Raw genomic sequence first — 15537 nt, forward strand, 5'->3', positions numbered from 1 at the left:
CGTGACGGCCGCCGTTTTTATCGGTTGCTCGACAGGCGGATCAGCCGAAGCGGCCCGCCGCGTGCGCCAGCATGGTGTAGACCTTGCCGGTTTCCGAGGTGAGGTAGGTGCGCGTCACCATCTGGCCGCGGTCGTCGCGCGAGACTTCTTCCAGCAGACGCTCGAACTCGGCGACGTAGCGGTCCACCGTCTGGCGGAACTCGCGGTCGGCGCGGTACTTGCGCTGGATCTCGTCGAATGCCTTCTGGCCCTGCAGCGTATAGAGACGCCGGGTGAAGACATTGCGCTCGCCGCGCTTGTAGCGGTCCCACAGGTCGGACGCCGCGTCGTGGTCGATCATGCGGGCGATGTCGACCGACAGCGAGTCGAGCGACTCGATGGCGTGGCGCTGGGTGCGCTCGTCGCGGCCGTTGTCGGCATCCCGCGCGGTGTCGCGCAATGTCGGCACGTCCTGTTCCTCGCGCGAGGCGCGGTTGAGGAGTTCGGTCAGCCAGCCGCGGGTCTGGTTGTTGGCGGCGGGCGACGCCGGCGGCTCGCCACGGCGCGGGGCCTGCTGCGGCGATCCGCCGAAGTCGAAGCGCGACGGCGCCTCGTTGCGCGGCGGGCGCGGCGGCGGGGGAACCTCGCGAGACATCTCACGAGTAGACTCGCGGGGCGTCTCGCGCATGGTTTCGCGCGCCGGTTCGCGGCCGCCGACCACGGCGAGCGCGGGCTCCTGAGCGCGGCGCGTCGGCTCGACGGCGTCGGCAGCGCGGCCGTGCTTGGCGACGATGCGGTTGAGTTCCGCCAGCGCCTCGATCTGGTCGACCAGCACGCGGCGCATCTGCGCCGCGCTTTCGGAGGCCTCCTGCGGCATTTCGAGAATGCCGCGGCGGAGCTGCTCGCGGGTCTGTTCCAGCTCGCGCTGGATCTCGGACGACATCTGCTTCATGCCGTGTACGACGTCGGCAAAGCGCTCGGCGGCGTCGTTGAACATCGACTGGCTGTCGGCAATCGACTGCTCGTAAAGCACGCGCATCGAGCCGGCGGTGCGGTCGCGTTCCTCTTCGGCGGCGGCGCGCAGGTTCTCGAGCTGATCGGAGATCGCGCTCGAGGCGACCGAGCTTGAATCGGCGGCGACGCGGGCGACCTCGCGGGCGCGGTTCGCCGCGGTCTCCAGCGCCTCGTCGAGCAGCGACGAGAAGCGGGTGAGGCGGCTTCCGAGATCCTCGGTGCGGATGTCGAGCGTGTTGATGAGCGATTCAAGCTCGAGCCGGCGCTGATTGACCGACTCGTCGGTGCGCTGGTTGCTGGCTTCGATCATCTGCGCGGCGCGGGCGAGATCGCGGCCGCGGATGTCGAACTGCTCGGCGAGCTGGCCGAGATCGGCCAGCACCTGGCCGGTGGCGTCGCGGAACGCGCCGATGTTTTGCTCGACGCGCTCGCCGGCGGCGCCGGTGGTCTCGTTGACGCGGTTCATCGCGGAGACGAATTCCGACACCCGCAGCATCATGGTGTTTTCCAGCGCCCCCATGTTCTCGTGGGCGCCGGACAGCACCTCCTGCAGCATCAGGTTCGCCTCGCGCAGCCGCTCGAACATCGTGACCGAGTCGGAGCGCAGCATGTTGTGCGTCTCGAGCAGGTCGGTGACCGTCTTGTGCGCGGTGTCGCGCGACTGCTCGATGGCGCCGACGCCCTTGTCCTGCAGCTCGGCCAGCGTCTTGTTGATGACGCCGGTGGCGTTCTCGCCGGCGGTGTTGATCTGGCGGGCGATGTCGGCGGAATTCTCCGACATGGCGCGGGCGAAGTTGAGGCCGGTGGTCTCGATCGACTTGACCGCGTCCCCGGTCGCCCGGGTGATCTCGGCGGTGAACTGCTGGCCCTTCTGCTCGAGGGCGGCGAGCACGCCGGAGGTCTGGTCGGAGAGGGTGGTCGTCAGGTCGCCGGTCTGCTTGGTGACGGCGGCGGTGATTTCCTCGGCCTTGCCGGTGAAGCTGCGGGCGATCTCGTTGCTCGCGCCGGTCAGGCTCGCCTGCGCTTCGATCGCGCTGTTGCGGATCTGCTCGCTGGCCGACATCGCAAGCTGGCTGAGGGCCTTTTCGGCCTCGCCGGCATTGCTCTTGATCGACTGCGAGAGCTGCTCCATGCGCGAGTTGAGCGCGTCGGCCGCCGCCTTGGTGCGGCTTTCGATCTGGTTGGTGACCGTCTCGGCGCGGCCGACGAGGAGTTCCTCGAAGCGGCCGACGCGGTTGTCGAGCGTGTCGGCAACTTCGGTCGCGCGGGCGCCCAGCGTCTTGTCGATGGTCTGGATCTTGGTCTCGATCTGCCGGGCGACCTCGTCGCCGCGGTTGGTGATGATGTTGCCGACGTCGCCGACGCGCTGGTCGATCGCGACGATGACCTCCTTGCCGCCTTCGGCAAGCGTCGCGGCGAGCTTGGTGACGCGGCCGTCAAGGCCGGTCTCGAAGTCGTCGAGGTGGGCGGCGAGCTTGCCACTGACTTCCTCGGTGCGGGTGGTGACGCGCTGGTCGAACGAGTCGATGTAGGCGCGCATCGCGGTCGAGACGCCTTCGGTGCGCTCGCCGAGCTTTTCGACCAGTTCGCCGCCATAGGTCTTCACCGTGCGGTCGAACTCGCCGATGTGGCGGATGATGAGGTCGCCGAGTTCGGAGGAATCCCGCGAAATCTTCTCGGTCAGCGCCGTGCCGTGATGGGCGAACAGCTCGTCGAACGCCTTGGAACGGACGGTGAGGGCGTCCGACACCGAGCGGGTGCGCTCGTCGATGGTCTCGACCAGCGACTGGCTCTGCTGGCTGAAGTCGGCCGCGACCTTGTTGCCGCGCTCGACGATGGTGTCGGTGACGCGCGAGGCGGTCTGCTCGATCTTGGACACGACGTCGCCGCCGCGCAGCGACAGGTCGAGGACCAGCGAGTCGCCGGTCGAGCGCAGCGTCGAGGAGACTTCCTCGGCGCGGGCACCGATGGTGTCGGCGAGCCGGCTCGAGGTTTCGACCATGCCTTCGGTGATCTGGCGGGACCGCTGTTCCATCTGCTCGATCACGCCGGTCGAGCGCTGCGAGAAGGTCTGCGCCACCTGGTCAAGGCGGGTCGCCATCATCTGCTGCAGGCGGGCCGACAGCTCGGAGAATTCGTCGTGAATGTTCTCGGTCTTGAAGGTGAGGCTGGAGGACAGGCGTTCGGAAGCCGAAGCGATGGCGGTGGTCGCGGAATCGCTGGTGGTCTCGAGCCGCTGCAGCAGCGTCGAGCCGCGCTCGCCCAGCGCGTCGATCATCGAGTCGCCGGCATGGCCGAGCGCGAGCGTGATGTGCTCGCCCTTCTCGGTCAGCGTGCGGGTGATGCGTTGCGCCACTTCGTTGACGCGCTCGGCGACAATGTCGCCGACCGAAGTGATGTCGTGCGACAGGTCGAGATGGACGCTGGCGATGGCGTTGCGGACGGTCTCGGCCTGATCGACCAGCGTGTCGCGCTGGTTGGCGAGCTCGGTCAACAGGTCGCGGATGCGCACTTCGTTGTCGTTATAGGCGCGCTCCAGCGCGGACACCTCGTTGTGAACCAGCGCCTCGAGCTCGGCAGCGCGGGCGAGCGCCCGCTCGACGCCGTCGCCCATCGCCGCGACCTCGCGGCGGATCGCCTGGCCGACGCTGACGACGCTGTCGCGGGCGGCGATTTCCGGCTCGGCGAAGCGCATCGCGACTTCGGCGATGGTCTGGGTCGCAAGGCGCAGGTCTTGGGTGCGGCGGATCACCTGCGCGACGACAAAGAAGAAGACGACCGGCACGACGGCGGCCGCGCCGAGCGCGATCATCGCCGGAATGCGCATGTCCGGATGGCCGAACAGCACGCCGAGTTCGGCGCGATACAGGTAGCCGAGCGCGGCGGCGCCGCCGATCCAGGCGAGGGTGAAGAGAATGGCGACGGCCCAGGGCAGGCGCGACGGGCGGCGCTGCAGCGATTGCAGGATTTTGCCGATGGCGGCGCGGTCGTCATTGGCCGGGCGGCGCAGCAGGGCGTCTTCGGCACGTGGGCCGGCGACCGGCTCCCCGAACAGGTCCGTGCCGGCGCTTGCCGCCGCCGAACGGCGGCCGGCCTCGGCCGGTGCGATGCGATCCCCTTCGCGGATGTTCAGCGCCTCGTCGATTGCCGCGAGGGCATCCTGGGTCGCATCTTTGGACTTCTGCGGATTGTTCGCCATCAGCTGATCGCCTTGTCATTACGCCGGACAGTGACAGCAGCCCGGTCGAAATCCGGGCCGCGGCGCGAGTGTGGGGTGTCCCTCGAATGTCCCCTGAGGTGCCGGCGGGAGGTACCAAAGGGTGCACCTCTGCCGGCCCCCCAATCCTATCCGCTTGGCATTTCGATGAAAACCGAGCCGGTAAGGAGAATTTTAATCATCGTTAACAGGTTCGGCGGCCTCGTCAGGGTTTCGTTAACCATGCGATTTGCGGCGGGCCTGCCGCGGTGAGCCGGCGATAACCATCGCGGCGGTTTCCGTTACAGAAGTTTCATCAAATGCCCGATGTTTACCGGGCTTTTTCCCCCGTTCGGCCATAGTCGGCCCCGACAAGAGGCCGCGATTTACAGAGCCTTTGGGGAGGCCATTGATGACCTACGCTGTTGCCGCTTCGGCGGTTGCCGTCGCACCCACTCCGGAATCCTCCGACGCGCTGATCGACCGCGCGCATCTCGCCCAGATGACGCTGGGCGACGCCGCGCTCGAGCGCGAGATCCTGTCGTTGTTTGCGCGGCAGGCCGAACTGCTGCTGGAGCGGATGCAGGCGATGCCGCCGGCCGCGGTGTCGACGCTGGCGCACACGCTCAAGGGCTCCGCCAGGGGCGTCGGCGCCTGGAACGTCGCGCGGGCCGCGGAAGCGGTGGAACTCGCCGACGGGACGCTCGCCGAATTCCGTGCCGCCATCGAGCGCCTCGGCGCCGAGATCGTCGCCACCCGCGCGCTGATCGCGGATATGCTGCGCACTCATTAAAGGCCGTTGATAAAGACCGTTGATCCGGATCTGAGGGCCGGCCGGGTAGCGCCCGGCCTTGTCTTTTGGGGCGCGATCTTTCGAGCCGTTCCATTCCGGCTGGCGCGCGGCGGCGTGAGCCGTTATATCGGGCCGGCTTTCCCCGTCCTTCCTCAGCGATCCCCGAGCCGATGCCGAAAATTACCTTCATCGATCACGGCGGCACCGCCCGCACCGTCGACGCCGACAACGGCGCGACCGTGATGGAGACCGCGATCCGGAACAATATCCCGGGCATCGAGGCCGAATGTGGCGGCGCCTGCGCCTGCGCGACCTGTCACGTCTATATCGACGAGGCCTGGCGCGAGAAGGTCGGCGCGCCCTCGCCGATGGAAGAGGACATGCTCGATTTCGGCTACGACGTGCGGGAGAATTCGCGGCTGTCGTGCCAGATCAAGGTCGCCGACGAACTCGACGGTCTCGTGGTGACGACGCCGGAGCGTCAGGCCTGAGCGCCGCGCAACTTCCGACACCTGCACAATAATTCGGCCGCGCCGTTCCGCGGCGCAGGACGCTTGCGCACCCGCCCCGTGAAATGACACAAAGCCTGCGAGGCCACACCGGCGCGAGCAACGGGATCGAGATGAGCGAGACGATCAAGACCGACGCATTGATTATCGGAGCAGGGCCGGTCGGCCTGTTCGCCGTGTTCGAACTGGGGCTGCTCGACATCAAGGCGCACCTCGTCGACATTCTCGACAAGGTCGGCGGCCAGTGCGCGGAGCTTTATCCGGAAAAACCGATCTACGACATTCCGGGCTTCCCCGCGATTTCGGCCCAAGGCCTGGTCGACGGGCTGATGGAGCAGATCAAGCCGTTCGGCCCGCAATTCCATCTCAACGAGATGGTCGAAAAAATCGAGAAGATCGGCGAGCCGCTGTTCCGCGTGGCGACCAGCGGCGGCAGCGTGTTCGAGACGAAGATCATCGTGATCGCGGCCGGCGGCGGCTCGTTCCAGCCCAAGCGCCCGCCGATCGCCGGCATCGAAGCCTACGAGGCGAAGTCGCTGCACTATGCCGTGCGCAAGATGGACGCCTTCCGCGGCAAGAAGATCCTGATCGCCGGCGGCGGCGACAGCGCGCTCGATTGGACGCTCAACCTCGCGCCGATCGCGGGCAAGCTGACCCTGCTGCATCGCCGGCCGGATTTCCGCGCCGCGCCCGACAGCGTCAACAAGATGAAGGCGCTTGCCGAGGAAGGGAAGATCGACTTCGTGGTCGGGCAGACCACCGGCCTCGAAGGCGACAACGGCGAATTGCGCGCGGTCAACGTCAAGACCGACAAGGGCGAAGCAAAACGCATCGAGTGCGAAGCGATGCTGCCGTTCTTCGGCCTCACCATGAAGCTCGGGCCGATTGCCGACTGGGGCATTCACCTCGACGAGAACCTGATCCCGGTCGAGGTGTCGGCCTACGAGACCTCGGTGCCCGGCATCTTCGCCATCGGCGACATCAATTCCTATCCGGGCAAGCTGAAGCTTATTCTGTCCGGCTTCCATGAGGCGGCGCTGATGTCGCGCAAGGCGATGTCCTACGTCTTCCCCGAAAAGAAATTCGTGTTCCAGTACACGACGTCTTCGACCAACCTGCAGAAGAAGCTCGGCGTGGCCTGACAAGTCCGGCGCATTGCGCTAGACCTGTCCTTGCGATGATCGCGCAAGCGGACGCCGGAGAGATCACCACCACCTGCTGCATCGCCGGCGGCGGGCCGGCCGGCATGATGCTCGGCGTGCTGCTGGCGCGCGCCGGCATCGACGTCGTGGTGCTGGAAAAGCACAAGGACTTTCTGCGCGACTTCCGCGGCGACACTATCCATCCCTCGACGCTTGAGCTGATGCACGAGCTTGGTTTGCTCGAGGACTTTCTCAAGCTGCCGCACCAGAAGGTGCGCGAGCTGGTCGGGCAGATCGGCGGCAGCTCGGTCACCATCGCCGATTTCGGCCACGTGCCGACGCGCTGCAAATTCATCGCGCTGATGCCGCAATGGGACTTTCTCGATTTCCTCGCCGACTACGGCAAGACGTTTCGCGGCTTCGAGCTGCGCATGCGCGCTGAAGCGGTGGGACTGATCGAACATGGCGGCCGCGTCGCCGGCGTGCGTGTCAAAACACCCGACGGCGATCTCGCCATTCGCGCGCAACTGGTGATCGGCGCCGACGGCCGCCATTCGACGCTGCGCAAGGCGGCGGGGTTGCAGGTCGAGGATTTCGGCGTGCCGATCGACGTGTTGTGGTTCCGCGTGTCGCGGCGCGACAGCGATCCCGACATGACTTTCGGCCATGTCGAGGCCGGCTGCATGATGGTGATGCTCAACCGCGGTGACTACTGGCAATGCGCCTACATCATCCGCAAGGGCGGCATCGGCGCGGTGAAGGAGGCAGGTCTCCCGGCGTTCCGCGACGCGGTCGCGGCGCTGTCGCCGTTCCTGTCGGCGCGGATCGGCGAGATCACCGACTGGGACGAGGTGAAGCTGCTGAGCGTCAGCGTCGACAGGCTGACGCGCTGGTGGAAGCCGGGCCTCTTGTGCATCGGCGATGCCGCACATGCGATGTCGCCGATCGGCGGCGTCGGCATCAATCTCGCCATTCAGGACGCGGTGGCGGCGGCCAATGAGCTGGCCGGTCCGCTTGCCGCCGGCACGCTGGCGACGGAGCATCTGCACGCCATCGAGCAGCGGCGGCTGCTGCCGGTGCGCGTCATCCAGCGGATACAGATCGTGATCCAGAACCGGATCATCAGCGGCATCCTGAAGAGCCGCAAACGGCCGACGCCGCCGTGGCCGCTGAAACTTTTGAACTGGTTTCCGGTGCTGCGCCGCCTGCCGGCCTATCTCGTCGGCGTCGGCATCCGCACCGAGCACATCCGGACGCCGGAAGCGCGTTAGCCTCTATTCTTTCCGCGTGATCTTGCCCGAAAACCGGTTCCCACTTTTCGGGATCACGTGGGCACCTTCGCCGACTGTTTGCTGCGCGTGAGCGCGTCGGCGACGAAGCCGGAAGTTTTCATCTCGTCGATGAATCCGGCGAGATAGCGCGCGGCGGCGGTGCGGCCCTTCGGCACGCCCATCGCCTGGCGGATCTCCATGAAGGCGCCGTCCATGATCCGCATCTCGGGATGATCCTTGGCATAGGCCTCGAGCTGCTGGCGCACGCCGGCGACCACTTCGAGCTTTTCTTTCAGGAACAGCTCGATCATGGCGCGGCCGCCGCCCTGCGACGCGCGCACGATGGTCGCGTTCTTGATGGTGCGGGTGAGGTAAAGCTCATAGGCCGAGCCGCCACCGGCCGCGATGCGGATGCCGGGCTTGTCGACATCGGCCACCTCGCGGAGCGGGGAGTCCTGCTGCACCATGTAGGTGCCCTCGATGATGACGTAAGCCGCGGTGAACTCGATCTCCGCGGCGCGCACCGGCTCGATGGCGACGAAGGCGATGTCCCAGACATTGCTTTTGACGTCCTCGAACACCTTGCCGGCGCCGGGATAGGTCTTGAACTCGACGTCGACACCGAGGCGCTTCGCCAACTCGCGCGACAGATCGACGGTGACGCCGCCGAGCGTGCCCGCGGCGTCCTGCTGCGCCAGCACCGAATTGCCGAGATTGATCGCGGCGCGCAGCCGGCCGGTCGGGATGAGGTCTTTCAGTGTGGCGTCATCGGGGGACATGAGGACTCGCTCCGTCAGGATTGGCGGAGCAACTTAAGCCAAAATCAGTCGATGGGAAGTGTTCTGTCAGGCGGAACGGTGCGCCGCCGCGACCACCAGACCACCGCGACGGCGAACGGCGCGAGCATGATCATCCGGCTCTGATAGCGGTCGACCGGGTGCGAGAAAATTCCGCAGACGGCGGCGTTGGCGGCAAGCGCCAGCAGCACCGTCGCGATCAGCGCGGTGGCCTGAGGCGTGACGCCGAGCCGGCGGCGGAACGCGAGCAGCGCCACAAGTCCGAGCAGCGAGGTGGCCGCGACCGGCCAGTGGATCAGGTTGAGCAGGGCGGCGTCGGGCGGGTTGCTCTGCTGGCGCGCGGCCATCAGCGCGCCGAACCATTGCGGCGTGTGTTCTTTGAAGGCAGCAATCGCCGGCGCATTGTGCGCGGGCGGGGCAACCTCGGTCTTGAACGTCACGAGTTGCTTCAACGTCCCTTCGATCGCGGTCAGCAGGTGTTCCGCCGGATAGAGCGTCAAAGTGTCGGCGATGATCTCGCGCGCCTCGTCGCGGAAGCCTTCGTCGCCGCCGAGTTTATAGAAGGCGGTGCCGGGCCCCCACAGCCAGTCGTCGGCGTTGCCGGGCAGCTCGTGGCGGTAGGCGCAGAGGCGCAGCGCGGGGTCCGGGCATTCGTCCTCGACATAGCGGGCGACGATGCCGTCCTCGATCAGCCGGCCGAACAGGAAGTTCGCGCCGCCGGGCGTGAAGGCGAGATTGCCGGTGATCGCGGCGTTGGAGAGGAGCGCGAGCGCAATGCCGCTCGCAACCGCCACCGCGGCAAGTCCGGCGCGCAGCGGCGGCAGCGCCCGCGGCCAGATCCGGCGCAGCAAGGCGAGGGCCATCAGCGCGCCGGCGCAGACGCCGAGCGCGGCCATGTGCGACGCCATCGCGAAGGCGATGACGGCGACAAGCCCGGTGCGTTCCGCCCGGTTCAGGGCCTCATGCCGGAACACGAGAAGATGAAGCGCCAGCACCGCGAGGGGAAAGAAGATGTCCGGCATCAATTGCCCGGCGAACCACGGCAGGCCGGTGGTCGCGCACAGCGCCAGCACGATGCCGAAAGCTAATCCCGGCCGGTCGCCGAGACCGTGTGCGCGCAGCGTGAGAACGATCAGCCAGGCGGTCAGCGCGCACTGCACCAGCACCGCGGGCCAGAAGGCGAAGGGAATGCCGATATAGAGGAAAAGGCCGTAGAGCGCCGAGCGCCCCATGTCGAGCGTGCCTTCGATCGGCCGCGTGAAGTAACCGCCGGTGTCGGGAAAAATGAGCGGGAAGCCGTTCCAGAGCGCGGCCCCCATCAGCGCCAGCATGATGCCCAGTGTCGCCGGAATCCAGGCGAGGCGCTTGCCTTCAATGCGCCACGCGCGATCCGCAAGCGCGGCAGGCTTTGCAACCAGCAGGTCCGACATCGCTGTCCACGTCCCAAAAAACGCATTCGCGCGCCGGCGCCCGCCAGGCAATAACGCGCGAGAGGGACTTTGGTTTCGCTGACGATTAACGCGGCGCGATGTCGCGCCGCTGGCGCCGCGCAAGGCCGGCGACGATGATGGCGAAGACGGCGAGCCAGACGACCCGCGCGCCGTAGCGGTCGTGCGGGTTGGAGAACACGCCGCAAACGACGGCGTTGCCGAGCACGGTGAGCGCGATCACGGCGGCGAGTTCACGCGCCTCGCGGAAGCGCTCGCCGCGCAGTCCGAACACGATCAGCGGCAACAGCGCCATCGACAACAGCCCGACCGGCCAGTGCAGCAGGTTCAGCGTCTCGAAGCCGAACGTCGCGCCGTTCTGCTGGCGCGCGGCCTTCATCGCCGGCACGGCGGCGGGCACATATCTCTCGATGATCGCGTAAGTGTGCCAGATTGTATCCAGCACGCCTTCGCCGCTGCGCATGTCGACGAGCTGCCGGCCGGCGGCCGTGAGCGCCGCCTTGGCTTGCAGCAGCGGATACTCCTTCACGCTGCCGAGCGCGATGGCCGCCATCTTGGGACCCAGCCCGTTGAAGCGGCCGAGCCGGTCGAACAGGTCGGAGCCCCAGAACCACTGGTCGGCGTCGCGCGGCAGTTCGTCCTTGTAGGCGCACAGCGTGAGGTGTGGGTCGGGGCAATGCGCGTCGAGATATTTCGCGACGATGCCGTCCTGCAACATGCGGCCGAACGACAGCGCGAAGCCGCCCGGCGTCCAGGCGAGCCGTCCGGCGACGACGTAGTTGGTGAGCGGCACCAAAGCCGCGCCGAGGAGAACCGCGAAGATACCGGCGCGCAGGCGGTTGGCCGGCATCGCGGCGCGGCGCACGAGCCACACACATGCGGCGACGATGACGAGGCCGCCGAGCACCGCGAGCGTCGCGCTGTGGGTCGCCGCGGCGACGGCGACCAGCAGGCCGAGCGCAGTGCGCTCGGCGCGGATCAGACGGTCGCGGCGCATCATGATGAGATAGAGTGCGAGCACGCCGAGGCCGCAGAAGATGTCGGTCAGCAGGATCGCCGTCAGCCAGGGCAGGGTGGTGACGACGGACAGCACGGCGATGACGCCGGCGAGGATCGCCGGCCGGGCGAGGCCGTGTACGCGCAGCACGATCGCGATGACCCAGACGGTCAGCGCCGATTGCAGAACGACGACCGGCCAGAAATTGCTCCACGATCCGGCATTGAGAATGAGGCCGTAGGCGACGGCGCGGCTCGGCACCAGGATGCCTTCGTACCAGCGCGCGAGGTAGCCGCCGGTGTCCCATTGGAGCAGCGGAAAGCCGTTCCACAGCGCAGGCGCCGCGAGAACGACAAAGCAAAACAGGCTGGCGAGCGCCCAGCGAGCGGGGCTGATCATCGGAACGTCCCGGCAGTCCGGCGCTGCCGGACGGATCACGCCGTCAGTGACGCCGGAGTGCGGGCGAGGTCAAGCCCGCCGTCGCGGGGAACTAATGCGCGAGCGCGCGCAGCCAGCGGCCGAGCGCGGCGCGCGGGCCGACCGGCAGCCGGGCAAGCCCTTCCTTCACGGCGGGGGCGGCGCGCAGCGCCGAGACGGCGGCGTTGCCGCGCAGCGAGGTCGCCAGCGCATAGTCGCGGACCTCGACGCCGCTGTTGGCGATCCTGCGCTTATAGTCGTCGGCGGGCGCCAGCAGGTCGTATTCGGCATAGCCCTGCGCGGCGCACCAGGCGACGGTCTCGTCGATCTGCACATGGCCGGGGCCGCCGCGCGCGAAGGCGGGATCGGTGGTGCCGAGGAAGGCGCACCAGCGGCGGCCGTCCTCGATGGCGATCTCGGTCGCGGCCGGCTTGCCGTCGATCACGAGCTGGGCGGCGGCGAGACGAATGGGACCGCGCGGCTCGGCCGACAGGCGGTAGAGACTGTGCTCCCAGTCGGGGTCGCCGACCACCGCGCTCGACAGGCCGCGGCCGGCGAGCCACGCGCGCTTGCGCGACAGTGCGGCGTGCAGCGCATCGGCGACGTGGTTGCCGCGCAGGATGCGGAAGGCGACGTCGCCGTATTCGGCAAGCCGCCGCCGGCGGCGGCGCAGATCCTTGGCCTTGCGGCTGCACCGCTCGGCTTCGCTTTCAAGGCAGCGATAGGGCGCGCGATGCGTCGCGACGACATGAGCGGCGCGATCGAGAAAGGGCGCGAGCGCCGCGTCGGCGCGCACCTTGCGCAGGTGAACGTAGTGGCCGTGACGCGGGCTGGAAATTTCCCGCCAGGCGGTGGCGAAGTCGTCCGGCGTCGCGTCGGGCGCGGCCAGCACGTCGCCGTATTGAATGAGCGGGTCGCCCAGAAAGCGCACGCCGCGCAAGCCGCGCGCGCGGCCGACCACGGCGGGAAACAACAGCACCGGCCGGCTGCGCCGTGACACGACGACGATCAGGGGAATCTCGCCCTTGCGGCGATGCGCCTCGCAGGTCGCCTCCGCCATCGCGAGCGACTGGAACGCGGTGCTGCGCGCGCCGGAAAATTCGAGCGTGCGCCAGATGCTACGGGTGCGCTCGACCGCGTCGTCGCCGGCATAGACGGTGACGCCATCCGCCGCGCCGGGCTGCGGCTTTCGCAGCAGACGCGCAAGGCCGGCAAGCGCGTCGGGCGCAGCCTCGAGCGCAGCGAGAATCTGGTCGGGAAAGGGAAAGCTCGCTGGCACCGGCCGCCGCCATCTGATTCGACAACGCATTATCTTATGAGGCAGGGGGCTGCGACAAAGCGGCTTAATTACGCGGCAATCCGGGACCGTGCCTAAAGGTTTTCGTTACCTTTGGTCGTGACGGCGGCAGCCCGGCGAGCGCGGCATGGCGATGCACGGCCGCGTTCGTGCCCGGCAGACCGGCGCTTCCTGACATCGGCATTCGGCGCGCGGCGGCCGGCGGGCTGTGCGTAAGCGCATGCGCCTCCGGTACGGAGGTGCGGCAAATTGTCGGGGCTTTACGCAGAGCGGAATTTTTCCAAACCGAATTCAGATCGCAAGCGGCGCAACCGATTGCCGAAACGCGCGCGCATCGCATTTGAAAAATTCGAATTTGGAATCGCGCGAATGTACCGCGCAAAAATCCGTTTTGGTTTTTTCCGCGCGTTGGCGATGACAAGCGAACCAACACCGCAAGCGGATCATTCGTCCGTCCGGTGAAGAAAAATTTCTGACCGAGAAGGTCCTGGGGGCGTTGTCATGGTGAGTGAAGGTCTGCGCGTTTCGTTGGTGATCCGTATCCTGATCGGTGCCTGCCTGCCGGTGATTGCGCTCGGAGGCGCCTTTGCGCAGTCGACCCCGGTGGAGCTGGGGACCATCGAAGTCCAGTCGAACACGGAGAGCGCGACCGGGCCGGTCGACGGCTATGTCGCCACGCGCTCGGCGACCGGAGCCAAAACCGACACGCCGCTGAAGGAAATTCCGCAGTCGATCACGGTCGTCACCGCCGACCGCATGAAGGACCAGGGCGTCGAGACGATCCAGCAGGCGTTCCGCTACGTGCCGGGCGTGTTCGCCGATCCCTACGGTCCCGACAGCCGCGTCGACGGGCCGACCATCCGCGGCGTCGATGTCGATACCTATCTCGACGGCATGCGTACCACCAATTCGTGGTTCAACTACCAGCGTATCGAGCCCTACACGCTGGAGCGCGCCGAGGTGCTGCGCGGACCGGCTTCGGTGCTCTACGGCGCGACCACGACGGGCGGCATGATCAACCTCGTCAGCAAGCGGCCGCAGGCGCAGGATCTCCACGAGGTCGGCGTCCAGTACGGCAGCTTCAACCGCAAGCAGATCCAGACCGACCACACCGGCAAGATCACCGCGGACGGCGATTGGCTCTATCGTGTGATCGGCGTGTTCCGCGACAGCGATTACCAGACCGACTATGTGAAGGACGACCGGGTGCTGGTGATGCCGTCGATCAGCTGGCGGCCGACCAACATGACCAACTGGACGGTCATGGCGACCTACCAGAAGGACAAGACCGGCTCGTCGACGGGCTTCCTGCCGCATTCCGGGACGATTTTCGCCAATCCGAACGGGCGCATTCCGATCAACCGTTTCGCCGGCGACCCGGCGACCGACCTCTACCAGACCGAGACGCGATCGATCACCAGCCTGTTCGAGCATCGCTTCAACGAGGTGCTCAAGGTGTCGCACAACATGCGCTACCAGAGCGTGGACGGCATCTATCACAGCGTCTACTCGAACAGCTTCATGGCCAATCCCTATCTTGACCCGGCGCAGCGCACCGTCTCGCGTTACGTCGACTGGTGGGATACGCATCGCAAGACCCTCACCTCGGACAGCAATGCGGAACTGAAGTTCAACACCGGGCCGCTGGCGCACAAGATCCTCGTCGGTTTCGACTACCGCCGCATGTCGGAAACCGGCGCGGCGGGCGGTTACGTCGATGCGACGCCGTTCGACCTCTACGCGCCGGTCTATAATCCGATCGTGCCGCCGCCGATGTTCGTGACGCCCGATCTCGTCCAGAAGCAGGCCGGCGTCTATGCGCAGGACCAGGTGCGCTGGGGCGCGCTGATCGGCACTTACGGCCTGCGCTACGACCGCGCCTCGAGCGCGATCGAGGGGCAGCCGATACAAACCGACAAGGCGCTGACCTGGCGCGCCGGGCTGATGTACGAACTGCCGTTTGGCCTGTCGCCTTACGTCTCCTACGCGCAGTCGTTCACGCCGCAGTTCGGCACGGCGGTGTACGGCAACAGCGCCTGCGTCGACAGCGCCAATGGGCTCTGCAAGCCGGTGCGCGGCGAGCAGTACGAGGCCGGCTTCAAGTTCAGCCAGTCGAAGAATCTCGTCATCAACGGGGCGGTGTTCGACATCACGCAGGAAAACCGGCTGGCGACCAATCCGAACGGCGTCGGCTCGGTGCAGACCGGCAAGGCGCGCATCCGTGGCGCCGAACTCGAGGTGCTGGCGACGCTGTTCGACAATCTCGACGTCATCGCCGCCTATACCTATCTCGATGCCAAGGTGCTCGAGGGCGACAACGCCGGAAGCCGTATCGAGACCGTGCCGCAGAACCAGGCCTCGCTGTGGGCGAAATATCGCTTCGCGGTAGCGGGCTTGCGCGGTTTCTCGGCCGGCGCGGGCGTGCGTTACATCGGCGCGGTGTGGGACGGCACCGACACCATCCAGACGCCGGGCTACACGCTGTACGATGCGATGTTCGCCTGGGAAAACGCCGAGTGGCGCTTTCAGGTCAACGGCACCAATCTTGGCGACAAGCAGTATTTCACCGCCTGTCTCGCCCGCGGCGACTGCTTCTACGGCACCGGCCGCACGGTTCTTGCGCAGCTCACCTACAAGTTCGGGGCGGGCAAAACGGAAGCGGCGAAGCCGTAGCGGT

10 protein-coding genes are annotated in these 15537 nt (G+C 67.0%); 5 read left to right on the forward strand and 5 right to left on the reverse strand.

What is annotated here, in order from left to right:
• Positions 1 to 40: 40 nt before the first annotated feature.
• Positions 41 to 4192, reverse strand: coding sequence for a hypothetical protein (locus AB7F10_RS02750; protein WP_428557802.1), 4152 nt, complete (start codon positions 4190 to 4192; stop codon positions 41 to 43).
• 409 nt (positions 4193 to 4601) lie between these two features.
• Here AB7F10_RS02750 and AB7F10_RS02755 point away from each other — a divergent pair, with 409 nt between their 5' ends.
• From AB7F10_RS02755 to AB7F10_RS02770, 4 genes are all read left to right on the forward strand, one after another.
• Complete coding sequence (locus AB7F10_RS02755; protein WP_428557801.1) at positions 4602 to 4982, forward strand: Hpt domain-containing protein; 381 nt, start codon at positions 4602 to 4604, stop codon at positions 4980 to 4982.
• 170 nt (positions 4983 to 5152) lie between these two features.
• Positions 5153 to 5473 (forward strand): 2Fe-2S iron-sulfur cluster-binding protein, encoded by a 321-nt coding sequence (locus tag AB7F10_RS02760; protein WP_428557800.1) that lies wholly within the window; start codon positions 5153 to 5155, stop codon positions 5471 to 5473.
• Positions 5474 to 5604: 131 nt separating this feature from the next.
• Positions 5605 to 6633: an NAD(P)/FAD-dependent oxidoreductase gene (locus tag AB7F10_RS02765; protein ID WP_428557799.1), complete on the forward strand. Its 1029-nt coding sequence runs from the start codon at positions 5605 to 5607 to the stop codon at positions 6631 to 6633.
• 35 nt (positions 6634 to 6668) lie between these two features.
• Complete coding sequence (locus tag AB7F10_RS02770) at positions 6669 to 7904, forward strand: FAD-dependent oxidoreductase (protein ID WP_428557798.1); 1236 nt, start codon at positions 6669 to 6671, stop codon at positions 7902 to 7904.
• A gap of 53 nt (positions 7905 to 7957) precedes the next feature.
• On the opposite strand, the gene AB7F10_RS02775 is transcribed toward AB7F10_RS02770, so the two are convergent.
• The 4 genes from AB7F10_RS02775 to AB7F10_RS02790 form a co-directional block, all read right to left on the reverse strand.
• Entirely contained in the window at positions 7958 to 8683 is a 726-nt protein-coding gene (locus AB7F10_RS02775; RefSeq protein ID WP_428557797.1) for an ABC transporter substrate-binding protein, read from the reverse strand.
• 44 nt (positions 8684 to 8727) lie between these two features.
• A complete protein-coding gene (locus AB7F10_RS02780; RefSeq protein WP_428557796.1) occupies positions 8728 to 10131 on the reverse strand; it encodes a hypothetical protein in 1404 nt (467 codons plus the stop codon).
• Positions 10132 to 10216: 85 nt separating this feature from the next.
• Positions 10217 to 11545 (reverse strand): hypothetical protein, encoded by a 1329-nt coding sequence (locus tag AB7F10_RS02785; RefSeq protein WP_428557795.1) that lies wholly within the window; start codon positions 11543 to 11545, stop codon positions 10217 to 10219.
• A gap of 91 nt (positions 11546 to 11636) precedes the next feature.
• Positions 11637 to 12842, reverse strand: coding sequence for a GNAT family N-acetyltransferase (locus tag AB7F10_RS02790; RefSeq protein WP_428557794.1), 1206 nt, complete (start codon positions 12840 to 12842; stop codon positions 11637 to 11639).
• Positions 12843 to 13361: 519 nt separating this feature from the next.
• Between AB7F10_RS02790 and AB7F10_RS02795 the strand changes: the two genes are divergently transcribed.
• Positions 13362 to 15533 carry a TonB-dependent siderophore receptor gene (locus tag AB7F10_RS02795; RefSeq protein ID WP_428557793.1) on the forward strand — a complete coding sequence of 724 codons (2172 nt, stop codon included), beginning with the start codon at positions 13362 to 13364 and terminating at the stop codon, positions 15531 to 15533.
• Positions 15534 to 15537: the final 4 nt, after the last annotated feature.

The sequence above is a fragment of the Pseudolabrys sp. genome (genome assembly GCF_050250095.1).
Taxonomy (GTDB): domain Bacteria; phylum Pseudomonadota; class Alphaproteobacteria; order Rhizobiales; family Xanthobacteraceae; genus Pseudolabrys.

What these genes read in the sequence shown, in the direction of transcription:
- AB7F10_RS02750 (WP_428557802.1), bottom strand. Translation starts at nt 4,192, where the DNA reads ATGGCGAACAATCCGCAGAAGTCCAAAGATGCGACCCAGGATGCCCTC.
- AB7F10_RS02755 (WP_428557801.1), top strand. Translation starts at nt 4,602, where the DNA reads ATGACCTACGCTGTTGCCGCTTCGGCGGTTGCCGTCGCACCCACTCCG.
- AB7F10_RS02760 (WP_428557800.1), top strand. Translation starts at nt 5,153, where the DNA reads ATGCCGAAAATTACCTTCATCGATCACGGCGGCACCGCCCGCACCGTC.
- AB7F10_RS02765 (WP_428557799.1), top strand. Translation starts at nt 5,605, where the DNA reads ATGAGCGAGACGATCAAGACCGACGCATTGATTATCGGAGCAGGGCCG.
- AB7F10_RS02770 (WP_428557798.1), top strand. Translation starts at nt 6,669, where the DNA reads ATGATCGCGCAAGCGGACGCCGGAGAGATCACCACCACCTGCTGCATC.
- AB7F10_RS02775 (WP_428557797.1), bottom strand. Translation starts at nt 8,683, where the DNA reads ATGTCCCCCGATGACGCCACACTGAAAGACCTCATCCCGACCGGCCGG.
- AB7F10_RS02780 (WP_428557796.1), bottom strand. Translation starts at nt 10,131, where the DNA reads ATGTCGGACCTGCTGGTTGCAAAGCCTGCCGCGCTTGCGGATCGCGCG.
- AB7F10_RS02785 (WP_428557795.1), bottom strand. Translation starts at nt 11,545, where the DNA reads ATGATCAGCCCCGCTCGCTGGGCGCTCGCCAGCCTGTTTTGCTTTGTC.
- AB7F10_RS02795 (WP_428557793.1), top strand. Translation starts at nt 13,362, where the DNA reads ATGGTGAGTGAAGGTCTGCGCGTTTCGTTGGTGATCCGTATCCTGATC.